This is a genomic window from Streptomyces rectiverticillatus (genome assembly GCF_013394065.1).
Lineage (GTDB): Bacteria > Actinomycetota > Actinomycetes > Streptomycetales > Streptomycetaceae > Streptomyces > Streptomyces rectiverticillatus.
On record NZ_CP040752.1, the window covers coordinates 2,524,703 to 2,545,388 of the forward strand.

At 69.3% G+C, this 20,686-nt stretch carries 20 protein-coding genes and 2 tRNA genes; 8 read left to right on the plus strand and 14 right to left on the minus strand.

Annotation, left to right across the window (positions count from 1 at the left end):
• Positions 1-89: 89 nt before the first annotated feature.
• Complete coding sequence (locus FGW37_RS10860) at positions 90-2,723, minus strand: valine--tRNA ligase (RefSeq protein ID WP_179080884.1); 2,634 nt, start codon at positions 2,721-2,723, stop codon at positions 90-92.
• A 99-nt stretch (positions 2,724-2,822) separates the two neighbouring features.
• On the opposite strand from FGW37_RS10860, the gene FGW37_RS10865 reads away from it, so the two are divergent.
• From FGW37_RS10865 to FGW37_RS10875, 3 genes are all read left to right on the plus strand, one after another.
• The gene (locus FGW37_RS10865) at positions 2,823-3,605 is read left to right on the plus strand and encodes a hypothetical protein (RefSeq protein ID WP_179080885.1); all 783 of its coding nucleotides are present in this window, start codon (positions 2,823-2,825) and stop codon (positions 3,603-3,605) included.
• A gap of 80 nt (positions 3,606-3,685) precedes the next feature.
• Positions 3,686-4,375, plus strand: coding sequence for a hypothetical protein (locus tag FGW37_RS10870; RefSeq protein WP_179080886.1), 690 nt, complete (start codon positions 3,686-3,688; stop codon positions 4,373-4,375).
• 116 nt (positions 4,376-4,491) lie between these two features.
• Positions 4,492-5,418, plus strand: coding sequence for a hypothetical protein (locus FGW37_RS10875; RefSeq protein ID WP_179080887.1), 927 nt, complete (start codon positions 4,492-4,494; stop codon positions 5,416-5,418).
• A gap of 652 nt (positions 5,419-6,070) precedes the next feature.
• On the opposite strand, the gene FGW37_RS33975 is transcribed toward FGW37_RS10875, so the two are convergent.
• Positions 6,071-6,499: a hypothetical protein gene (locus FGW37_RS33975; RefSeq protein WP_343067084.1), complete on the minus strand. Its 429-nt coding sequence runs from the start codon at positions 6,497-6,499 to the stop codon at positions 6,071-6,073.
• A gap of 170 nt (positions 6,500-6,669) precedes the next feature.
• Here FGW37_RS33975 and FGW37_RS10885 point away from each other — a divergent pair, with 170 nt between their 5' ends.
• Positions 6,670-6,903 carry a GntR family transcriptional regulator gene (locus tag FGW37_RS10885; RefSeq protein WP_179080888.1) on the plus strand — a complete coding sequence of 78 codons (234 nt, stop codon included), beginning with the start codon at positions 6,670-6,672 and terminating at the stop codon, positions 6,901-6,903.
• Between the two features lie 811 nt (positions 6,904-7,714).
• The gene (locus FGW37_RS10890) at positions 7,715-8,038 is read left to right on the plus strand and encodes a hypothetical protein (protein ID WP_179080889.1); all 324 of its coding nucleotides are present in this window, start codon (positions 7,715-7,717) and stop codon (positions 8,036-8,038) included.
• Here the strand turns inward: FGW37_RS10890 and FGW37_RS10895 are convergent.
• The 8 genes from FGW37_RS10895 to FGW37_RS10930 all read right to left on the minus strand — a co-directional run bounded on the left by FGW37_RS10895 (position 8,035) and on the right by FGW37_RS10930 (position 14,895).
• Entirely contained in the window at positions 8,035-8,454 is a 420-nt protein-coding gene (locus FGW37_RS10895; RefSeq protein ID WP_179080890.1) for a hypothetical protein, read from the minus strand. The genes FGW37_RS10890 and FGW37_RS10895 overlap by 4 nt on opposite strands.
• Before the next feature lie 119 nt (positions 8,455-8,573).
• Positions 8,574-8,993, minus strand: coding sequence for an ACT domain-containing protein (locus FGW37_RS10900; RefSeq protein WP_179080891.1), 420 nt, complete (start codon positions 8,991-8,993; stop codon positions 8,574-8,576).
• Positions 8,994-9,066: 73 nt separating this feature from the next.
• Positions 9,067-9,963, minus strand: coding sequence for a hypothetical protein (locus FGW37_RS10905; protein WP_179080892.1), 897 nt, complete (start codon positions 9,961-9,963; stop codon positions 9,067-9,069).
• Positions 9,964-10,126: 163 nt separating this feature from the next.
• Positions 10,127-11,416, minus strand: coding sequence for an ATP-dependent Clp protease ATP-binding subunit ClpX (clpX, locus tag FGW37_RS10910; RefSeq protein WP_179080893.1), 1,290 nt, complete (start codon positions 11,414-11,416; stop codon positions 10,127-10,129).
• Positions 11,417-11,558: 142 nt separating this feature from the next.
• Positions 11,559-12,212: an ATP-dependent Clp protease proteolytic subunit gene (locus FGW37_RS10915; protein ID WP_030366475.1), complete on the minus strand. Its 654-nt coding sequence runs from the start codon at positions 12,210-12,212 to the stop codon at positions 11,559-11,561.
• Between the two features lie 94 nt (positions 12,213-12,306).
• Entirely contained in the window at positions 12,307-12,912 is a 606-nt protein-coding gene (locus FGW37_RS10920) for an ATP-dependent Clp protease proteolytic subunit (RefSeq protein ID WP_179084627.1), read from the minus strand.
• A gap of 373 nt (positions 12,913-13,285) precedes the next feature.
• Positions 13,286-14,650: a trigger factor gene (tig, locus tag FGW37_RS10925; RefSeq protein WP_179080894.1), complete on the minus strand. Its 1,365-nt coding sequence runs from the start codon at positions 14,648-14,650 to the stop codon at positions 13,286-13,288.
• Between the two features lie 168 nt (positions 14,651-14,818).
• A tRNA-Pro gene (locus tag FGW37_RS10930) sits at positions 14,819-14,895 on the minus strand.
• A gap of 187 nt (positions 14,896-15,082) precedes the next feature.
• Here FGW37_RS10930 and FGW37_RS10935 point away from each other — a divergent pair.
• Positions 15,083-15,156 (plus strand) — tRNA-Gly (locus FGW37_RS10935).
• A gap of 62 nt (positions 15,157-15,218) precedes the next feature.
• Here the strand turns inward: FGW37_RS10935 and FGW37_RS10940 are convergent.
• Complete coding sequence (locus FGW37_RS10940) at positions 15,219-15,413, minus strand: hypothetical protein (RefSeq protein ID WP_058044441.1); 195 nt, start codon at positions 15,411-15,413, stop codon at positions 15,219-15,221.
• A 227-nt stretch (positions 15,414-15,640) separates the two neighbouring features.
• Between FGW37_RS10940 and FGW37_RS10945 the strand changes: the two genes are divergently transcribed.
• Positions 15,641-16,723, plus strand: a complete 1,083-nt coding sequence (locus FGW37_RS10945) for an acyltransferase family protein (RefSeq protein ID WP_179080895.1) — start codon at positions 15,641-15,643, stop codon at positions 16,721-16,723.
• 17 nt (positions 16,724-16,740) lie between these two features.
• Here the strand turns inward: FGW37_RS10945 and FGW37_RS10950 are convergent, their stop codons facing one another.
• Both FGW37_RS10950 and FGW37_RS10955 read right to left on the minus strand, forming a co-directional pair.
• On the minus strand, positions 16,741-17,187 hold the full coding sequence (locus FGW37_RS10950; RefSeq protein ID WP_179080896.1) for an HD domain-containing protein: 447 nt from the start codon (positions 17,185-17,187) through the stop codon (positions 16,741-16,743).
• Positions 17,188-17,211: 24 nt separating this feature from the next.
• Positions 17,212-18,351, minus strand: a complete 1,140-nt coding sequence (locus FGW37_RS10955; protein WP_179080897.1) for a PP2C family protein-serine/threonine phosphatase — start codon at positions 18,349-18,351, stop codon at positions 17,212-17,214.
• Positions 18,352-18,498: 147 nt separating this feature from the next.
• On the opposite strand from FGW37_RS10955, the gene FGW37_RS10960 reads away from it, so the two are divergent.
• The gene (locus FGW37_RS10960; RefSeq protein WP_179080898.1) at positions 18,499-19,728 is read left to right on the plus strand and encodes a GNAT family N-acetyltransferase; all 1,230 of its coding nucleotides are present in this window, start codon (positions 18,499-18,501) and stop codon (positions 19,726-19,728) included.
• Between the two features lie 63 nt (positions 19,729-19,791).
• On the opposite strand, the gene FGW37_RS10965 is transcribed toward FGW37_RS10960, so the two are convergent.
• Complete coding sequence (locus FGW37_RS10965) at positions 19,792-20,625, minus strand: Fpg/Nei family DNA glycosylase (RefSeq protein WP_179080899.1); 834 nt, start codon at positions 20,623-20,625, stop codon at positions 19,792-19,794.
• Positions 20,626-20,686: the final 61 nt, after the last annotated feature.

Genomic DNA, 20,686 nt, shown 5'->3' on the forward strand with positions numbered 1-20,686 from the left:
GGCCCGCACACGACACCTACCCCGGACATACAAACGGCCCCCTGTGCCCATGGGCACAGGGGGCCGTTTCAGAACCCGGCGGCGCCGGCTCAGCCCTTCGGCAGACCCGCCAGCTGCAAGCTGATCCGCTCGATGTCGGCCTCGGCCGTCTCCAGCCGCTTGCGGATCTTCTCCACGGCGGCCTCGGCGGCCTTGGCGAGGAACGCCTCGTTGCCGAGCTTCGCCGTGGACTGCGCCTTGTCCTTCTCGGCCGCGGCCAGCGCCTTGGTCAGACGCTTGCGCTCGGCCTCGACGTCGATCGTGCCGGACAGGTCGAGGGCGACGGTGGCGCCGGCGACGGGGAGCGAGGCGGTGGCGGCGAAGCCCTCGCCGGCCGGCTGCAGGCGCAGCAGCGAACGCATCGCGTCCTCGTGGGCCGCGAGCGCCGTGCCGGTCAGGTCCAGCCGGGCCGGGACCTTCTGGCCCGGCTGCAGGCCCTGGTCGGAGCGGAAGCGGCGGACCTCGGTGACGACCTGCTGGACGGTCGCGATCTCCTGCTCGGCGGCGGCGTCACGGAAGCCGCTGTCCCTCGGCCAGTCGGCGATGACGACGGACTCCTTGCCGGTGAGCGTGGTCCACAGCGTCTCGGTGACGAAGGGCACGACCGGGTGCAGGAGCTTGAGGGTGACGTCGAGGACCTCGCCCAGGACGCGGCGCGAGACCTCGGCCTCGGGGCCGCCCTTCTGGAAGGTGGTCTTGGACAGCTCGACGTACCAGTCGAAGACCTCGTCCCACGCGAAGTGGAACAGCGCGTCGGAGAGCTTCGCGAACTGGTAGTCGTCGTAGAGCGCGTCCACCTCGGCGACGACGGCGTTCAGGCGCGAGAGGATCCAGCGGTCGGTGGCCGACATCTGCTCGGCGGCCGGCAGGTCGCCCTCCACCGTGGCGCCGTTCATCATCGCGAACCGGGTGGCGTTCCAGATCTTGTTCGCGAAGTTGCGCGAGCCCTGGACCCAGTCCTCGCCGATCGGCACGTCGACGCCGGGGTTGGCGCCGCGGGCGAGGGTGAAGCGGACGGCGTCGGAGCCGTACTTGTCCATCCAGTCGAGCGGGTTGACCGCGTTGCCGAAGGACTTCGACATCTTCTTGCCGAACTGGTCGCGGACCATGCCGTGCAGGGCGATGGTGTGGAACGGCGGGGTGCCGTCCATCGCGTACAGGCCGAACATCATCATCCGGACGACCCAGAAGAAGAGGATGTCGTAGCCGGTGACGAGGACGGAGTTCGGGTAGAACTTCTCGACGCTCTCGGTCTTCTCGGGCCAGCCGAGGGTGGAGAACGGCCACAGGCCCGAGGAGAACCACGTGTCGAGGACGTCGGTCTCCTGGTGCCAGCCCTCGCCGGCCGGCGGCTGCTCGTCCGGGCCGACGCAGACCATCTCGCCGTCCGGGCCGTACCAGACCGGGATGCGGTGGCCCCACCACAGCTGGCGCGAGATGCACCAGTCGTGGAGGTTGTCGACCCAGCCGAAGTAGCGGGACTCCATCTCCTGCGGGTGGATCTTCACGTCGCCCTTGCGGACGGCGTCGCTCGCGGCCTCGGCCAGCGGCGCGGTCCTGACCCACCACTGCATGGACAGGCGCGGCTCGATGGTCGTCTTGCAGCGCGAGCAGTGGCCGACGGAGTGGGTGTACGGGCGCTTCTCGGCGACGATCCGGCCCTCGGCGCGCAGGGCGCCGACGATCGCGGAGCGGGCCTCGAAGCGGTCGAGCCCCTGGAACGGCCCGTGGGCCGTGATGATCCCGTGCTCGTCCAGGACGGTGAGGCTCGGCAGGTCGTGCCGGCGCCCGATCTCGAAGTCGTTCGGGTCGTGGGCGGGGGTGACCTTGACGGCACCCGTGCCGAACTCCGGGTCGACGTGCTCGTCGGCGACGACCGGGATGCGGCGGCCGGTCAGCGGCAGCTCGATCTCGGTGCCGACGAGGTGCTTGTAGCGCTCGTCCTCGGGGTGGACGGCGACACCGGTGTCACCGAGCATCGTCTCGGCGCGGGTGGTGGCGACGACGATGGAGGAGTCGCCCTCGCCGTACTTGATCGAAACAAGCTCGCCGTCGTCCTCCTGATACTCCACCTCGATGTCGGAGATGGCGGTCAGGCAGCGCGGGCACCAGTTGATGATGCGCTCGGCGCGGTAGATCAGCTCGTCGTCGTAGAGCTTCTTGAAGATCGTCTGGACGGCCTTGGACAGGCCCTCGTCCATGGTGAAGCGCTCGCGCGACCACGCGACGCCGTCACCCAGACGGCGCATCTGCCCGGAGATCTGCCCGCCGGACTCGGCCTTCCACTGCCACACGCGCTCGACGAACGCCTCGCGGCCGAGGTCGTGGCGGGACTTGCCCTCCTTGGCCAGCTCGCGCTCGACCACGTTCTGCGTGGCGATGCCCGCGTGGTCCATGCCGGGCTGCCACAGCACCTCGAAGCCCTGCATGCGCTTGCGGCGCGTGAGGGCGTCGATCAGCGTGTGCTCGAAGGCGTGGCCCAGGTGGAGGGAACCGGTGACGTTGGGCGGCGGAATGACGATCGTGTAGGGCTCCTTCTCGCTCTTGGCATCGGCCTCGAAGTAGCCCCGCTCTACCCAGCGCTCGTACAGCGGCCCCTCTACGTCGGCCGGCGCGTACTGGGTCGGCAGGTCAGGGGTGCGGTCGGCGTGCCCGCTGTCGGGGCGCTGAGTGTTGTCGGTCACGGGGTGAATTCTACGGGGGCGTACGCGGGGGTTTCGAATCGATTGCCGCGGGATCGGCGAGGATGACGCCCACGCAACGAGAGAAGCGACGAGAGAACGATGAGCAAGCAGCAGGCCGGCCTGTACGAACCGCTCCCGGCGGCGCCCCGCTCCTACGCGCGGCCGGGCGGCCCGAGCGGCTACGGGGCGGCCGTCTGGCCGCCGCCGGCCCCACCGCCGATCCCGCCGCACCGGCGCGGCAAGGCGAAGCTGGTGGTCGGCGTGGCGATCGGTTCACTCATCACGATGTGCACACTTATGGGCGGTTTTCTGATCCTCACGGGCGGCGGCAGCTCGGCGCACGGCGGCACGCGCTACCGGCTGACGGCGCCCGAGCGCGTAGGGGACTTCCGCAAGGACGCCCCCGTGGACCGCACCTTCCGCGCGGACCACCTGGAGCGGCTGCGACGCTTGGGGGTGCGCGACGTGGGGAGCGTCACGGCGGGCTACTCCTCGGGCAGCGGGATGCCGATGCTGATGTACAGCGGGGTGTGGGGAGAGGTGAAGGACCCCGGGCGGGCGGTCGACGGCATGTTCGCGGCGATGGCGGAGGACGCGCGGGAGCGGCCGGTGCAGCAGGGCGGCGCGCGGGAGCAGATCGAGGGCAGCCCGGAACGGGTGAGCCCGCGAGGGCTGGAGGGGGCCGGCGCGGTGATGAAGTGCCAGTCGGTCCACTTCACCCCCGAGAACGACACGGCCCCGGGCCTGACCCTCCCGTACTGCGTGTGGGCGGACCGCAGCACGGTGGGCGTCGTGGGCGCGGCGCTGGGCGAAGGGGCGGGCATCACGGAGGCGGCGGAGGCGACAGGGGAGCTGCGGAGGGCGGCGCGGACCCCGCGGTAAGGACCGAATAAGCGACAAGAAAGGATGTACCCCGACTTCTATCGACAAAGAATCGACAAAGAGACGTGGGGGAACATCCGGTGAACGGCAGTCAGCCGCGCGGCAGAGGCAAAGCGATCGGCATCGGCGTGGGGGTCCTGGCCGTGCTGGGATCCCTCGTGGGCGGCGGCCTGTACATGGTCAGCGGCAATGACGACAAAGCGGGGACCTACACGATCGAACTGCCGCAGACGCTGGCGGACGGCGAGTACAAGCAGCTCCCCGGCAAGAAGGAGAAGCAGGGCCCCGACGCCGACGACCGCGCCGAGCTGAAGAAGCTGGGCCTCGGGGACGCCGACGGCGACAACGCCGTCTACCGGAACGACAAGAAGCAGGGCCTCCAGGTCATCGGCGTGTACGGCAGGATCCCCGACCCGGAGAAGGCCGTGGACAAGATGATCAAAGAGATGAGCAAGGCCGGTGAGGACGACGCCGAGCAGCCGCCGGGCGATGAGCTGAAGCGCGGGAAGTACCAGGACTACCGCCCGGGCGGCTTCGACGGGGCGGTCCTGAAGTGCAAGCAGGACGCGATGTCGTTCAGCATGGACGGGACGAGGATCTCCATGACCACGAGCCAGTGCATCTGGGGCGACAAGGGCGCCGTCGGGCTCGTCGCGAGCCACAGCATGGGGGGCAGCGACGATGACGGCCGGAAGGCGGACGGCCTGCCCGCCGACAAGCTGGCCGAGCTGACGGCCAAGATCCGCAACGAGGTCCGCAAGCCGAAGTAGCCGCGCGGAGCACAACTGTTCCGAAACCGTTGCCACTCTGCGGTAAGGAGCACCTAAGAGATCCGGAAGGATAGCGGGACTGTCACACGAGTCCCCCCACGGATCGAGAGAGACGCATGAGCTACAACCAGCCGGGCCCGTACGGGCAGCAGCCGCCCCAGCAGCCGGGCCCCTACGCCCAGGGCGCGCCCGCCGGCCAGCCCGGTTACGGTTACCCGCCGCCGCCCCCGCCGCCGGGCACCCCGTACGGCGCGGCCCCCCAGCAGCCGCAGCAGCCTTGGGGCGTCCCCCAGCAGCCCCAGCCCGGCTACCCGGGCCAGTACCCGCCGCCGGTCCCGCCCCAGAGCGGCGGCGGCAAGGGCAAGGCCATCGGCATCACGATCGGCGCGGTGGCGGTCGTGGGCGCGCTCATCGCGGGTGCGGTGTATTTCATGGGCGGCGACGGCGAGGTGAAGCCTTACACGATCGTCCTGCCGGACAAGCTCCTGGACGGCAAGTACACGAAGAACAGCATGAGCTCGCCGGGCTCGAAGCAGACGAACACTCAGGACCTGACGGACAACGCGAAGGTCAAGGAGCTGGGGATCTCCAACGGCACCAGCGTCTCGGGGAGCTATACCAACGCCGAGAAGCAGGCCCTCTCGGTGATCGGCGTGTACGGCGAGCTCGCCGACCCGGCGAAGACAGTCGACGCGATGATCGCGAAGTCCGAAGAGGAAGAGAAGAAGAGCGCCGGGACCAGGCAGGGCGTCAAGGTCGAGACGATCGCCCCCTGGTCGGAGTTCTCCCCGAGCGGCTTCGACGGCGCGGTCATGAAGTGCGTGACCAAGAAGACGACGGTCAACGCAGGCACCATTTCGGTCTCGAACGAGGCCACGGAGTGCATCTGGGGCGACTCAAGCGCCATCGGCGCCGTCAAGCACGCAGTCTCGAAGAGCAACAGCCCTTACGGGGGCACCGCCGCCACCGGCAATGTGATGTCCACCAAGGAGATGGCCGAGGCGGCCGCCAAGGTCCGCAACGAGGTCCGCAAGGAGAAGTAGACGGCGCGCTGAGGCGATTGCCACCTCCTGCCCACCAACTGGGCAGAACATGAGGGGCAATCGCCTCCGCCGCAGAACCGCCGAGCGCCTCCGGCAGCAGGCCCCGATGGGGCCTCTCCACCGGCTGGCCCGACAGCGACAAGTCGCCCGACCTCGCACCGAGTAAGTGGATGCCACATCCACCTAGGTCACCACTAGCAACGCATGACCAACGCTTGGTAGCTTACCTTGGTGTTGATCATGGTGGCTCACTGTCACCGGGTCTCATCGCTATGCACCCCAACACAGAGATGAGGATCCATTCGTGCGCGGAATCATGCGGAAGGCAGCGACGGCTGTAGGCATAGTCGTGGCAGCAGGAGCACTGCAGTTCACGGCAACCACCCAGGCGCAAGCCACCCCTGCCCAGTGCTTGGACTACCTGAAGACGTACGGATACAACATCGGCCCCAACGTAAGAAATGCCTGCCAGTCGGCCGCCAACGACTGGATGGAAAACACGACCAGCAGCCCGATATGCGAGATGAAGTTGACGGCTCTCGGAGTTTCCGCTGAGCGCGCCAACTTCGCTTGCGAGTACCACTGAGACACCTCGGGCATCTGTCCGTGCACGGTAACGGCCGCAGTGACAGCCGTTACCGTGCCGCCTGGCCTACTTCCCCCACCTGCTGGCGGTGTTGGCGGCCTGCACCTTGGCACTGAGCAGCTCGGCCTCGGTGACGGGCCGGACCGCGTCGGGTGCGGCCTCCCACTCCTTGCCGCCGGCGAGCGTACGCAGCAGAAGCTGCGGCCCGCCGTTGCGCATCACCTGCCCGACGGCGCCGTCCCGGGTATCCACGACGAACGCACCGATGCCGGGCAGGGGTTGCTGATGATCCCGGGCCGCGCAGGTGCACGCACCCAGCGGGGAACGGGGCCGCAGGTCGATGCCGTGGGCGGTGGCCCATACGTAGACCCGGCAGGAGGACTCCTGCGAGGTGCGGGGTTCGGGCTCAGGGGCGCGGGGGTTCGGTACGGGGGGTTTTTCGGGGGCGGAAATCCGCCGTACACGGCGGAACCAGCGGCGGATAAGGTTGCGCATGTCGACGCTCCTTCGAGGCGTTGGCCACGCCCCGGGACCGTGCCAGCGGTCGCCGGGGTCTTCTGTACGTGCGGGACTCTAGCGGCATCACGCCTAGCATGGTTAGCACGATAAGTAATCGAAGCATTCTGTTCATTGCTGCGAACTACTGGAACACGTAGCGTTCCCCTGTGATCGAATTCGCTCCCGACATCCCTCGTTGGCGCCAGGTGGCCGAAGTGATCCGACAGCGCATCAAGGACGGCACGTACCCGCCCCGTTCGCGGGTTCCGTCCGTCCTCCAGCTCACCGAAGAGTTCGGCATCGCCTCAGCAACCGCCCACAAGGTGCACCGCGGCCTGCGAGCCGACGGCCTGATCTACACCGAGCCCGGCATGGGCTCGTACGTCTCCCCGCAGCCGTAGGTCGGCCGAGGTCAGAACAGGCTGGCAGCAGGGGGAGGGGTGGGGGGCTCGGGTCCGGCGCGTTGGCTGTGCGGCCGGTGGGCGGTTGGCCGCCGTACTCCTGCCGTCACGGATGCACGCGCGTAAGGAGACCGGTCCCTCCGGTCGTGGCTGAGGGGGAGCTGGCAGCTGCCGCGATGTGGTGCGGCCCGTCGTGGGCGCTTCGCTCAGCTCGCCACCGTCGTGGCCGGGCGTCCGACTGTCCCTGGGTAGGAGTTGCTGAGGCGGCGGGCCCCTGCTGTGACTTCTGAGGCGCTCGGCCGACAATCCAGGTCACCTATCCGCCGCCCTACAGGCCAGAACGGTTGCTTTCCGGGGTCGGAAGGCCCCCAGCCCGCAGCCGGACGGGCAACCACCACCGTCCCGCGCTGAGCGAAGCGCCCCCACCGGCCCCAGCCACATCGCGGCAGCAGCCCGCTCCCCCTCAGCCACAGACGGACAGACCGGTCTCCTCACGCAGCCGCATCCGCGACGGCGCGAGTACGGCGCCCAGCAACCCACCGGCCGCACAGCCAAACCACCGAACCCGAGCCCCCCACCCCTCCCCCCGCTGCCAGCCTGCTCTGACCCCAGCCACTGTGCCGACGAGATAGCCGCCGGCGGGGCGAACCCACCGGCCACCTACCGCTCTCACGAAACCGGGCTGGGGCGCATTGCCCGGCGCGCGGTGAGACGGGGTGGCGCCTGCGCGCCCGGCCGGGTCGAGAGGGCAACGGCCCGGGTAGCTCATGGCCGTTCAAGCCCATCACGGTGTGACAGGGAAGTGATCCCCATGCGCGTTCCCGTTCCCAAGCTGCCGCCCCTGCCCAAGTGGGCGGCTGCGGCCATCGCGGCCGCAGCCGTCCTCGCAGGAGGGGCGTTCGTCACCGCCAACGCCGTAACGGCGTCCTCGGCCCAGGGGCCGGCCGGAAGGTCGGATCAGGCGCTCCTCGACATCACTCGCTCGATCAACCTCAGAAACATCGCCAACGGCCCGGTCCAGCTCAACCTACTGGCGAACACGCCGAACGAAGGGCCATTCACCGGCGCGGTGTCAGCCGAAATCAACAACGGCGGCAGCGGGGACGTCACCCTGTCCGTCGACGCCCATGCCTAGCTCATCTCGGTGCCGCTGATGTAGTAGACCTCGACGGTCGCAGTGCCGTGCAGGAACTGCTCGACCAAGGCACCCGTGTGGTCGCCACGGTCCCAGGCCGCCTTTGCCTTGGGGCTCAGCTCCCGCAGCCCGAGGCCGGCACTGGCCGGCCGGATGAGCTGGCCGGCCCAGCCGGCGCTGCGCAGGTACTTCTCCAGCGTGGCGCCGACGCTGGCCTTCGACTCCAGGTAGCGGTGAGGCGGCAGTCCGTCGCGGTTGCCGATGGGCTGGCCCGCGAGGGCCTTGGACAGCACGGCCCGGGAAGCCGTGTTCCAACCGATGCTGCCGTGCTGCAGAGCGGACCAGGTGGCGCCCTTGCTCGTCGCGATGGTCAGATCGCTGTTGGTAATGCTCCTGAGAATGAAGTGGCCTGCCATGTCCTTCTCCCGGGGGTCGGTTGATCCGTCGATACGGACGGACCACCGCATACTCAACCCATCGCGCAGACCCCGGCCAGAGCCCGAATCAGCCACCAGGAGCCGGGCGCCCTGTCTTCCTACGAAGACCCCTCCTGGTCCCACTCGGCCGCCCTCGCCAGCGCCTCCAGGACCCCCACCGCCTCCTCCGCCCGCTCGTACGGGACGAAGAGGTGGTCGTGGTGGAAGCCGGCCACCACGTTGCAGCTGAGGCCGGCCTGGGCCAGGGCCTGGGCGACCGCTGCCGTGAGGCCTACCGCCTCCAGCGCCGAGTGGACCCGCAGCGTGATCCAGCCCGCCACGTACTCGTACGACAGGCCGGCCGCGTCGGCCTCCTCCTGCCGTACGACCAGGGTGAGGCCCTCCGGCTCCCGCACCGTCACCACGGGGGCCACGCCCGCGGGGGCCTCCCCCTCGACCGTCGTGTACACGTACCGCCCGGCATTCAGCTCGGGCCTCATGCCACTCAGCAGCTTCGTCAGATCGCGTTCTCCTGCCATGGCCGCCACCCTACGCACGGACACACGAAAGGGCGCCCGGCACTCGTCCGGACGCCCTCTTCCACGCTAACGCTCAGCTCTCCTCGCCGAAGAGCTCGTCGATCGTGGAGACGGTGAGTGCGCAGTCCATCCAGCGCTCCAGAGTGAGCATGTGGGCGCAGTCCATGATGCGCTCCCGGGTCGCAGGAGGCATGAGAATTCCCCGGTTGTCCAGCACACGCAGCACCATCTGCGCGGATCCTCGGGCCCGCCCTTCCGCCTTGCCCTCCAGGTACGTCTCCTCGAACAAGGTGCCTCGGCCGGGGAAGTAGGGGCGCGGGCTCATCAGGTGCCTCCGAATGTCGCCGGTCAGGAAGTTCCCCAGACCGATCTCCAGCATTTCCCAGCAGAACGCTGCCGACTCCGAGTCGACTGCTGCCAAAGCCTGCGCCAGCGCCTTCAGCCCGGCCTCGGCTCCTTCCTCTTCGCGGCTGTGTGCCACAACGGAGAACACCGCCGGCAGCAGATCCTGAGCAGCCCGGTCCGGATCGGTGATCAGGGGAACGTTCCCGGGCCCCAGGACCAGCGGACGCAAGGACAGTGCAGCCCAGCCCTCGGGGCCGAGCCGGAACGGACCGGCCGCCCAGTCCTCGACCTCCTTGTCCTGGCAGACGACGAGGAGGAGGGCCGGGCATTCATACTTCGCCGTCAGGTGCGAGAGGTAGCACGCCCACTTGGCCGGCTTCGCGTCATCGCGCCACTCCTGCATCGCGATGGCGAGAAGGAAACCGCCGCTGCCGTCGATCGGCTCAACACACAGCACACAGTCCGCGCGCCGGTCCAGCATCTTCATCTCCGCGGTCTCCGCGGGCAACACCCCAAGAAGCGCCTTCTCCGGTATCGGCACGCCCAGGATCCGGAACACCGGCGTGAGCACCTCCGGGTGTTCCCGGAAGACGGGATGCACCACATCGTGGTGTGTAGTGACCATGATCCGACCGTAGGGATCCCCTCGCGCCTCCGTCCGGCCCTACCCATACGCTCACCCGTTCGAGGGTGGAAGCGTTCACGCGTTCCCAGAACACGACTGCGCAGCAGAAAAGGGCCCCCGGTGCACCACCGGAAGCCCTCCGCCTGCTCGCCGCGCGCAGCGCTTACGCGCTCTTCTCGTGCCGCTCGCCCTTCCCCACGATCCGCGGCTCGCGCGGGACCAGTGTGGGGTTTACGTTCGAGTGGACGACGTCCGCCGTGATGACGACGCGGGCCACGTCCTTCCGCGACGGGACCTCGTACATCACCGACATCAGGACTTCCTCCATGATGGCGCGCAGGCCGCGCGCACCCGTGCCGCGGAGGATGGCCTGGTCGGCGATGGCCTCCAGGGCCGGGCGGTCGAACTCCAGCTCGACGCCGTCGAGTTCGAAGAGGCGCTGGTACTGCTTCACCAGGGCGTTGCGCGGCTCGACCAGGATCTGGAGGAGGGCCTCGCGGTCCAGGTTGTGCACGCTCGTAATCACCGGCAGGCGGCCGATGAACTCCGGGATCATGCCGAACTTGACCAGGTCCTCCGGCATGACCTCCTGGAACTGGTCGCTGGCCTCGATCTCGCGCTTGGAGCGGATCGTGGCGCCGAAGCCGATGCCCTTGGCGCCCGCCCGGGACTCGATGATCTTCTCCAGGCCGGAGAAGGCGCCGCCCACGATGAACAGCACGTTCGTCGTGTCGATCTGGATGAATTCCTGGTGCGGGTGCTTGCGGCCGCCCTGGGGCGGGACCGAGGCCGTAGTGCCTTCCAGGATCTTCAGCAGGGCCTGCTGGACGCCCTCGCCCGACACATCCCGTGTGATCGACGGATTTTCGCTCTTACGGGCGACCTTGTCGATCTCATCGATGTAGATGATGCCGGTCTCGGCCTTCTTGACGTCGTAGTCAGCGGCCTGGATCAGCTTCAGCAGGATGTTCTCGACGTCCTCGCCGACGTAGCCGGCCTCCGTCAGCGCGGTGGCGTCGGCGATGGCGAAGGGGACGTTCAGCATGCGGGCCAGGGTCTGGGCCAGCAGCGTCTTGCCGGAGCCCGTGGGGCCCAGCAGCAGGATGTTGGACTTGGCGAGCTCGATGCCGTCGTCACGGTTGTGCGCGCCGGTCTCGCCGGCCTGCACGCGCTTGTAGTGGTTGTAGACGGCGACAGAGAGGGCCTTTTTCGCGGCTTCCTGGCCCACGACATAGCCTTCGAGGAACTCGTAGATTTCGCGGGGCTTGGGAAGTTCCTCCCAGCGCACCTCGCTCGTTTCCGCGAGCTCTTCCTCGATGATCTCGTTGCAGAGGTCGATGCACTCGTCGCAGATGTACACACCAGGACCCGCGATGAGCTTCTTCACCTGCTTCTGGCTCTTGCCGCAGAACGAGCACTTGAGCAGATCGCCGCCGTCACCGATGCGTGCCACGAGGTGCTTCCCCTTCGCCTGGGATCCGCCTTGCACTGCGAACCCGGGTGCTTGCCTATCGACGGTACCTTGCCGGGCCCCCCGAGCGGGCCCCCCTTGGCCTTACTCGGTCGGCTCAAGGGGGATACCAGCGGCACGGCGATCAAACGTTTACGGAACTCTTGCGGGTAGAAACGATCTGGTCGACCAGGCCGTAGGCGAGCGCGTCCTCGGCCGTGAGGATCTTGTCGCGCTCGATGTCGTCCCGGATCTTCTCGATCGGCTGGGTGGAGTGCTTGGCCAGCATCTCCTCCAGCTGGGTGCGCATCCGCATGATCTCCTTCGCGGCGATCTCCAGGTCGGAGAGCTGCTCGCGGCCCGTCTGGCTGGAGGGCTGGTGGATCAGCACGCGGGCGTTGGGCAGGGCCATGCGCTTGCCCGGGGTGCCGGCCGCGAGCAGGATCGCGGCGGCGGAGGCGGCCTGGCCCATGCAGACCGTCTGGATGTCCGGCTTCACGAACTGCATCGTGTCGTAAATGGCCGTGAGGGCCGTGAACGAGCCGCCGGGGCTGTTGATGTAGATCGAGATGTCGCGGTCCGGGTCCATCGACTCCAGGCACAGCAGCTGCGCCATGACGTCGTTGGCGGAGGCGTCGTCGATCTGCACGCCGAGGAAGATCACGCGCTCTTCGAAGAGCTTCGCGTACGGGTCGTACTCGCGGACGCCCTGGGAGGTGCGCTCGACGAAGCGCGGGACGACGTAACGGGAATCGACCTGGGGGCCGGTGTACAGGCCGCTCGGGGACGAGATGTTCATGCGGGTTTCACCATCCTGGTGGCGGTCGGTGGGCCGGGAAGCAGCCTCCCGGCCCGGAAGCGGGCTCTGCGGCGGTACGTACTGCGCCGGGGCTTCAGGCCCCGGTGCCGCCGCCGCCCGGAACGCCGGAAGCGTGGGTGATGATCTCGTCGATGATCCCGTACTCCTTGGCCTCCTGCGCAGTGAACCAGCGGTCCCGGTCACCGTCGCGGATGATCGTCTCCACGGTCTGGCCGGTGTGGAGCGCGGTGATCTCGGCCATGCGCTTCTTGGTGCGCAGCAGCTGCTCGGCCTGGATCTTGATGTCCGAGGCGGTGCCGCCGAGGCCCGCGGACCCCTGGTGCATGAGGATGTCGGTGTTGGGCAGCGCGAAGCGCTTGCCCGGGGTGCCGCCGGTCAGCAGGAACTGGCCCATCGAGGCCGCGAGGCCCATGCCGATGGTGACCACGTCGTTCGGGATGTACTGCATGGTGTCGTAGACCGCCATGCCGGCCGTCACCGAGCCGCCGGGGCTGTTGATGTAGAGGTAGATGTCCTTGTCCGGGTCGGCGGCCAGGAGGAGCATCTGCGCCGTGATCTTGTTGGCGATGTCGTCGTCGACCTGCTGGCCGAGGAAGATGATCCGCTCCCCGAGCAGCCGGTTGTAGACCTGGTCGCCGAGGCCACCACCGATGGCGATCTCACCGGCGGCGGAAGGCATCAGATTCGTCACGTATCCACCTGCTCGTCTCTGACGGCAACGGGCCGTCTCCGCGTCTTCTCCGGGGACCGGGGTCCGGCTCGGCCGGACTGCTCGCCGGCGCGCTGCCATGTCTCCCCTGCCCTCGTATCTACGGACCCTAACGCGCTGTTCGGCGGGCGCCATCCCGCATCAGGAACTGTTCGCTCTGAGCGCAGGTTCCGCAGGTCGCACAGCAGCCCGCAGAGCCCGCGGGAGGCCCCTGGAGGGCACCTTCGAGGCGCCCAGGGGTGCCCCTGGGGACGCGGACGGGCCCGGACGCGTGAAAACGTCCGGACCCGTCCTTAGCTGCTGTGCGGCTGCCTGAGCGGCCGCCCTATGCGGCTGCCGGGGCTCAGGCCTCGGTGGTGGCCTCGGCGGCGGACTCGGCGGCCTCGCCGTCCTCGTCCTCGTCGTCCAGGCTGATGACCTCGCCGGACGCGTCCTTGACGGTGGCGGCCTCGACCACGGTGGCCAGCGCCTTGCCGCGGGCGACCTCACCGACGAGCATCGGGACCTGGCCGCCCTCGACGACCGCCTGGGCGAACTGGTCGGGGCTCATGCCGGAGGACTGGGCACGGCGCATGAGGTGCTCGGTGAGCTCCTCCTGGCCGACCGAGACCTTCTCCTTGTTGACGATCTCGTCGAGGATGAACTGGGTCTTGATGCCCTTCTCGGCCTGCTCCTTGAGCTCGGCGTCGAACTCCTCGGCGGACTTGCCCTGGATCTCCAGGTACTTCTCCAGGTCCAGGCCCATCTGGCCCAGCTGGTGGTGCTCGAGGTTGTGCTTGCGGGTGTTGACCTCGTCCTCGAGCAGCTTCTCCGGCATCGGGACCTCGACCAGCTTGATCAGCTCGTCGAGGACCTTCTCCTGGGCCTGCGTGGCCTGGTCGAACTTCTTCATCCGCTCGAGGCGCTTGCGGCTGTCGGCACGCAGCTCCTCCAGCGTGTCGAACTCGCTCGCCAGCTGGGCGAAGTCGTCGTCGAGCTCCGGCAGTTCGCGGGACTTGACGGCGGTGACGTCGACCTTGACCTCGGCCTCCTTGCCCTCGGCGGAGCCGCCCTTGAGCTCGGAGGTGAAGGTGGCGGTGCCGCCGGCCTCGAGGCCGGTCACGGCCTCGTCGATGCCGTCGAGCAGCTGGCCGGAGCCGATGGTGTAGTCGACGCCCTTGGCGACGCCGTCCTCGAGGACCTCGCCGTCGACCTTGGCCTCCAGGTCGACGGTGACGATGTCACCCTCGGCGGCGGCGCGCTCGACGGGGGAGGTGGTCGCGAAGCGGTCGCGCAGCTGCTCGAGCGACTTCTCGACGTCCTCGTCGGTGACCTCGACGGAGTCGACGGTGACCTCGATGCCGGAGTAGTCCGGGATCTCCAGGGTCGGGCGGATGTCCACCTCGGCGGTGAAGGCCAGCAGCTCGCCGTCCTTCAGCTCCGTGATGTCGACCTCGGGCTGACCCAGCGGGTTCAGCTCGGCCTCGTTGATCGCCTCGGTGTAGAACTTCGGAAGCGCGTCGTTGACGGCCTCCTCCAGCACCGCACCGCGGCCGAAGCGCTGGTCGATGACACGGGCCGGGATCTTGCCCTGACGGAAGCCCTTCACCGTGACCTGCTGGTTGATCTTCTTGTACGCCGCGTCGAGGCTGGCCTTGAGCTCCTCGAAGGGCACCTCGACAGTGAGCCGAACCCGAGTCGGGTTCAGGGTCTCCACGGCGCTCTTCACGGTTCGGTCTCCTTGGGGCTGACTTCTGGTGATTCTGCTGAGGTTCAGCGGATCGCGCCCGGTAGGCAGACTCGGTAGTGCAGACACACGGGCACGCAGCTTGCATAGTAACCGCAAGCAGGATGAGCCCCACAATGTGATCTTGACCGTGGCCCTGTGATGGGCCTGTGGTCGGGGTGGCCGGATTCGAACCGACGACCTTCCGCTCCCAAAGCGGACGCGCTACCAAGCTGCGCCACACCCCGTAAGTGCGAGACGTAGGGTACATGCCCGCGGGGGTAACGGTGGCCTGATTAACGTCGGCGCCGGGAAGCACGGGGCGGCGCGGAAGCGGCGCGCGGCGGGGGCCGAAGGGGTGACGTGCGGTGCACGGCCCGGACCCGCTACGATGCACAACGTGCCGCACGGCCCTTCACGGGCTCGGCGGCGCATGCGGGCGTAGCTCAATGGTAGAGCCCCAGTCTTCCAAACTGGCTACGCGGGTTCGATTCCCGTCGCCCGCTCCACCGACGCCTCCGGCCCTGCCGGAGGCGTTTGTCGTTCCGGTGCGCGGCGCGCGAGCCGCGGCTCAGAACTTGATGCCGTTTATCGTCTCGGCGATCGAGTTCAGGAACCTCTGGATCGACGGCGCCATGCCCGTCGAGGCGAGGAAGAAGCCGAAGAGGATGGCGACGAGTGCCGGGCCGCCCTTGATGCTGCCGGAGCGGAAGAGCACCACCAGCACGATCGCCAAGAGCAGCACCACTGACAGCGAAATGGCCACAACTGATCACACCCTCGGTCGGATACTCACTGGTCTGCCCGGGAGACATGCTCCCCGCGGCCCTCGCCCGTCAACCATCGTGCCACCAACTTGCCTGTTTCCGTGGGCCTGTGACATTTCATCGGCACTTCGTCCAGAAACTGCCTGCAAAGCCATGGGCAAGGGAAATCAGGTGACTTGACGGTCCGCGTGGCGGCCGCGGCCGGGACGCCGCTAGGGTGCGTCGGATGTCCCCCGCCGTCACACCTCCCGCCCGCGCGGTGATCCCCTCGGGGCAGCCCGGCCCGGCGTCCGCGCCCGCCGCCCCGGCACAGCGCGATCCCTTTTTCGACAACGCGAAATACCTCGCGATCGTCCTCGTGGCGCTGGGACACGCGTGGGAGCCGCTCTCGCACACCAGCCGCGCCGCGCTGGCGCTCTACATGACCGTGTACACCTTCCACATGCCGGCGTTCATCCTCATATCCGGCTATTTCTCCCGCGGCTTCGATCTGAGCCCCGCCAAGCTCAAGCGCCTGCTCACGGGTGTGGTCGTGCCGTACCTGGTCTTCGAAGTCGCCTACACGTACTTCCAGCACTGGGCGGAGGACGACGCACCGCCGGAGCCCATTTCCCTGCTCAACCCGTGGTACCTGAACTGGTTCCTGGCCGCGCTCTTCATCTGGCGGCTGACCACCCCGGTGTGGAAGCTGATCCGGTGGCCCGTCCCCGTCGCCTTCGCCGTGGCCGTCCTGGCCGCGGTCTCCCCCGAGGTCGGCGGCGACTTCGCCATGGAGCGGGTGCTGCAGTTCCTGCCGTTCTTCGTGATCGGCCTGCACCTGCGGCGCGAGCACTTCGAGCTCGTGCGGCGCCGCTGGGTGCGGATCGCGGCGGTGCCGGTCTTCGCCGCGGCGGTCGCGGTCGCGTACTGGCTGGCGCCGCGGCTGGACACCGGCTGGCTCTACCGCAGCAGCGCCGTCCAGGACCTGCACGAGCCGGTCTGGACGGCCCCGGTGATGACCTTCGCCCTGTTCGCCTGCGCGGCCGTGCTCACGGCGGGGTTCCTGGCCTGGGTGCCGCGCCGGAAGGTGTGGTTCACGGCGCTGGGCGCGGGGACCCTGTACGGGTACCTGCTGCACGGCTTCCTGATCAAGCTGTCGCGCTGGTGGGAGTGGTACGACGCGGCCGCGTGGGTGCGTCAGCCGGTCGGCGAGGTCGTGGTCACCTTGATCGCGATCGCGGGCATGACGGTGCTGTGCGCTTCGCCTGTACGGCGGGTATTCCGGTACGTGGTGGAGCCGCGCATGGAGTGGGCTTTCCGTAAGCCCTAGAACTACGGGTCGGGACCCTACGCCTCGATGCCCAGCAGCCGCCGCATGCGTGCGTACTTCGCCGCCAGGCGGCTGCGCGTCGCCTCGTCCAGTTCCTTCGCCCGCTCCGGGTCGGAGTTGTGCGCCAGGTCCGACTCCTTGATCAGGAGGGCTCCCGGCGTGGCCAGGATGCGGGCCGCGTAGTCCTCCGGGGCCTCCCCCGGGCGCTTCGTGACCGCCAGGACCATGTCCTTGACCGGCCGGGGCAGCTCCGAGCCCTCCAGCCACTCCTCGCTCACCGCGCCGTCCTCGACGGCGTCGTGCAGCCAGGCCGCGGCTATCTGCTCGTCGCTGCCGCCGCGCCGCCGTACGCCCTCGGCGACGGCCGCCAGGTGCTCGGTGTACGGGCGGCCGGCCTTGTCGGTCTGGGCGGCGTGGGCGCGCCGTGCGAGCGCCTCTACGGCGGCGAGGTCGTAAGCGGTCATGCGGGTCCTCCGTGGTTGCGGGGCTCAGTGCCGGCAGATCAGCAGCAGGGCCCGGTCGTCGTTGACGTCTTTCGCGACGGCCTCGATCAGGTGCCAGGCCGCGCCCTGGAAGCCGGCGGAGACGTAGCGGTCGGCCTCGCCGGTGAGGCGGTCCATGCCCTCGGTGAGGTCCCGCTCGGAGGTCTCGACCAGTCCGTCGGTGAAGAGCATGAGGACGTCGCCGGGCTGCAGGGTGCCCTTTATCGGGTCGAACTGGGCGCCGTCGTACACGCCGAGCAGCGGCCCCTCCGCGGCCTTCTCCTCCCAGCGGCCGGTGCCGGCGCTGAGCTGGAGGCCGGGCAGGTGGCCCGCGGAGAACATCTCGTAGTCGCCGCTGTCGAGGTCGAGGACGAGGTGCACGGAGGTCGCGAAGCCCTCGTCCCAGTCCTGGCGGAGCAGGTAGCCGTTGGCGGCGGGCAGGAAGTCGTGGGGCGGCAGGGAGCCGAGGAGCCCGCCGAAGGCGCCGGAGAGCAGGAGCGCGCGGGAGGCGGCGTCCATGCCCTTGCCGGAGACGTCGGTCAGGACGACCTCCAGGGTGCGGCCGCCGTTCGTCCGGGCGGCGACGACGAAGTCGCCGGAGAAGGACTGGCCGCCGGCCGGGCGCAGCGCCATCTCCCGGTGCCAGCCGCGCGGCAGCTTGGGCAGCTTGCTCTGTACGCGGATGCGTTCGCGCAGGTCGAAGAGCATGGTGCCGCCGCGCCGCCAGGGCACGCCGACACGGCTGCGGAACTGGGCGATGAGCAGCCCGAGGAGGCCGACGGCGGCGACGACGAGGATCGTGCCGGGCGTGACGCGGACGCCGTCACCGGAGGCCTCGGGGTTGAGCACGGCGGCCTCGGCGATGAGGGCCACGGCCGAGGCGGCGTACAGCGCGAGCAGGCTGGCGGGGCGCAGCAGCAGCCCGCCGGCGACGATCGGCAGGACGAGGGCGGTGGGCACGCACCAGGCGGGCAGCGCGATGGTGGTCAGGGCGAGGGCGGGGATCGTGAGCAGCAGGGCCGCGAGGGCGATCCAGTCGGATCCGTCGCCGCGGAAGTAGTCGACTCCTGCTTTGCGCACGCTTGTGCGGGCCCGGTGCCATGCCTTGCGCATCCGGGCCGTCGGGGTCTCCGCACCGCCAGTCATTGCATCGTGACCTTATCCACCCATTCGGCGGTGCGTCGACTCACGCCGCGCCGACACGGCCGCGCACGGTACGTCCCGTGCGGCGAGGTCGGCCCCTTATGCGAAATTCCTTCGCCCGGGAGGCCGGGTCGCTGCTAGTCATGGGGTATGACGACGGAGTTGCGAGTCCTTCGCGGTGCTGAGTTCGATGCTTGGTACACCGCTGTCGAGCTGGGGTTCGGCGGGGTCCCCGAGGCCCCTGAGGAGGCCGCCCTGTGGCGGGCACTGGCCGGCCTCGACCGTTCGATCGGGGTCTGGGACGGCGCGGAGGCGGTGGGTACGACCGGGGCGTTCGCCCTGCGGATCACGGTTCCCGGTGGCGCCCCGGTGCCTGCGGCCGGGGTGACGATGGTGAGCGTGCGGCCGACGCACCGAAGGCGCGGCGTGTTGCGGCAGATGATGCGGCGGCAGCTGGACGACTTGCGGGCCTGGGGCGAACCCCTGGCCGTTCTGACGGCTTCCGAGCCGGACATCTACGGGCGGTTCGGCTACGGCATCGCGACCCACTCCCTGAGCGTCCGTATCGATACGACCCGCGTGCGCGTGTCCGCACCGGAGGGCACGGACGAGGTGCGGCTGCGCTTGTCGAAGCCCGATGAAGCGCGCGAAGCCTGCGAGGCGGTCTACGCACGCCGGGTAGCCGCCCGTCCGGGCATGCTCGCACGGCAGCCGGGCTGGGATGCCGTGCCGCTGCTGGACCCGGCGGACGGGCGCGAGGGCGCGTCGCCGCTGCAGTGCGTGCTCGCCGAGGAGGGCGGGCGGACGGTGGGGTACGCGCGGTACGCGGTCCGGCCGCTGTGGGCCGAGTCGGGCCCGGGCGGGACGGTGCTGCTGCGCGACGTGGAGGCGCTGACCCCGGCCGCGTACGCCGCCCTGTGGCGCTATCTGACGGAGATCGACCTGACGTCGCTCGTGACCGCCCACAACCGCCCCGTGGACGACCCGCTGCTGCATCTCGTGAGCGACATCCGGCGGTGCGAGCCCCGGGTCAAGGACTCGCTGCACGTGCGGCTGGTCGACGTGGGGAGCGCGCTCGCCGCGCGGACCTACCGGAGCCCGGTGGACGTCGTGCTGGACGTCACCGACGACTTCTGCCCCTGGAACGCGGGGCGGTGGCGGCTGACCGGCGACGTGAAGGGCGCGTCCTGCGAGCGCACCGAGGACGCGGCCGACCTGGCCCTGTCCGTGCGGGAGCTGGGGTCGGCCTATCTCGGCGGGGTGTCGCTCGCCGCGCTGGCGGGGGCAGGCCGGGTGCGGGAGCTGCGCGAGGGGGCGCTGGAGGAGGCGGCGGCTGCCTTCGGCGGCGATGTGGCGCCGTGGCTGCCGCACGGCTTCTGACCGCGGAGCCGCGACCGGGATCCTGCTGACAGGCATGACGGGCCTGACGGGCATGACGGGCTGTCAGCGCTGCTGGCAGCCCGGGCACCAGAAGAGATTGCGGGCGGCGAGACCGGCGGTGCGGATCTCGCCGCCACAGATGTGGCAGGCCATCCGGGCGCGGCGGTAGACGTAGACCTCGCCGCCGTGGTCGTCGACGCGCGGCGGGCGGCCCATGGCCTCCGGGGTGTGCTCGGGCCGTACGGTGTCGATTCTGTTGTTGCGCACGCCCTCGCGCATCAGCTCGATCAGATCCGACCAGATCCCTTCCCACTCGGAGCGGGTCAGGTCACGGCCGAGACGGTACGGGTCGATTCCGTGCCGGAAGAGGACCTCTGCGCGGTAGACGTTGCCGACGCCCGCGATGACCTTCTGGTCCATGAGCAGGGCGGCGACGCTGGTGCGGCTGCGCGAGATGCGGTGCCAGGCCGCCTCGCCGTCGTCGCCGGGGCGCAGCGGGTCCGGGCCGAGGCGGTCGTGTATCGCCTGCTTCTCGGCGTCGGTGATCAGGGCGCAGGTGGTGGGGCCGCGGAGGTCCGCATAGCCCTCGGGGTTCGCCAGGCGCAGGCGCACCGTGTCGGTGGGGGGCGGGGCGTGGCCCGTCCCGAAGGTGTATTTGCCGAAGAGGCCGAGGTGGATGTGGATCCAGTCGGCGCCGCCGGAGCCGCCGCCGAAGCCGCTGCCGAAGCCGAGGAAGAGGTGCTTGCCGTGGGCCTCGGCGGTCTCCAGGACCTGGCCGTCCAGCAGCGCCGCGCTGTCGGAGAACTTGCCCTGGGGGCTGGTCACCCTCGCGGGCCGGTTCGCGAACGCGTCGCGGTGGTCCGCCGCGAGGCGGTGGATCGTATGCCCTTCAGGCATGGCGGTGTCTCCTGTGCACGTCCGTCTGCGGGGCCCCGTCTTCTCCCCTGACCCGCCCCTT

Excerpts from the sequence above, each read along its gene's own strand:
- FGW37_RS10865 (WP_179080885.1), top strand. The coding sequence starts at position 2,823 with ATGAGCAAGCAGCAGGCCGGCCTGTACGAACCGCTCCCGGCGGCGCCC.
- FGW37_RS10890 (WP_179080889.1), top strand. The coding sequence starts at position 7,715 with ATGCGCGTTCCCGTTCCCAAGCTGCCGCCCCTGCCCAAGTGGGCGGCT.
- FGW37_RS10965 (WP_179080899.1), bottom strand. The coding sequence starts at position 20,625 with ATGCCTGAAGGGCATACGATCCACCGCCTCGCGGCGGACCACCGCGAC.
- FGW37_RS10920 (WP_179084627.1), bottom strand. The coding sequence starts at position 12,912 with ATGCCTTCCGCCGCCGGTGAGATCGCCATCGGTGGTGGCCTCGGCGAC.
- FGW37_RS10900 (WP_179080891.1), bottom strand. The coding sequence starts at position 8,993 with ATGGCAGGAGAACGCGATCTGACGAAGCTGCTGAGTGGCATGAGGCCC.
- FGW37_RS10895 (WP_179080890.1), bottom strand. The coding sequence starts at position 8,454 with ATGGCAGGCCACTTCATTCTCAGGAGCATTACCAACAGCGATCTGACC.
- FGW37_RS10955 (WP_179080897.1), bottom strand. The coding sequence starts at position 18,351 with ATGACTGGCGGTGCGGAGACCCCGACGGCCCGGATGCGCAAGGCATGG.
- FGW37_RS10915 (WP_030366475.1), bottom strand. The coding sequence starts at position 12,212 with ATGAACATCTCGTCCCCGAGCGGCCTGTACACCGGCCCCCAGGTCGAT.
- FGW37_RS10945 (WP_179080895.1), top strand. The coding sequence starts at position 15,641 with ATGTCCCCCGCCGTCACACCTCCCGCCCGCGCGGTGATCCCCTCGGGG.
- FGW37_RS10905 (WP_179080892.1), bottom strand. The coding sequence starts at position 9,963 with ATGGTCACTACACACCACGATGTGGTGCATCCCGTCTTCCGGGAACAC.
- FGW37_RS10950 (WP_179080896.1), bottom strand. The coding sequence starts at position 17,187 with ATGACCGCTTACGACCTCGCCGCCGTAGAGGCGCTCGCACGGCGCGCC.
- FGW37_RS33975 (WP_343067084.1), bottom strand. The coding sequence starts at position 6,499 with ATGCGCAACCTTATCCGCCGCTGGTTCCGCCGTGTACGGCGGATTTCC.
- FGW37_RS10960 (WP_179080898.1), top strand. The coding sequence starts at position 18,499 with ATGACGACGGAGTTGCGAGTCCTTCGCGGTGCTGAGTTCGATGCTTGG.
- FGW37_RS10875 (WP_179080887.1), top strand. The coding sequence starts at position 4,492 with ATGAGCTACAACCAGCCGGGCCCGTACGGGCAGCAGCCGCCCCAGCAG.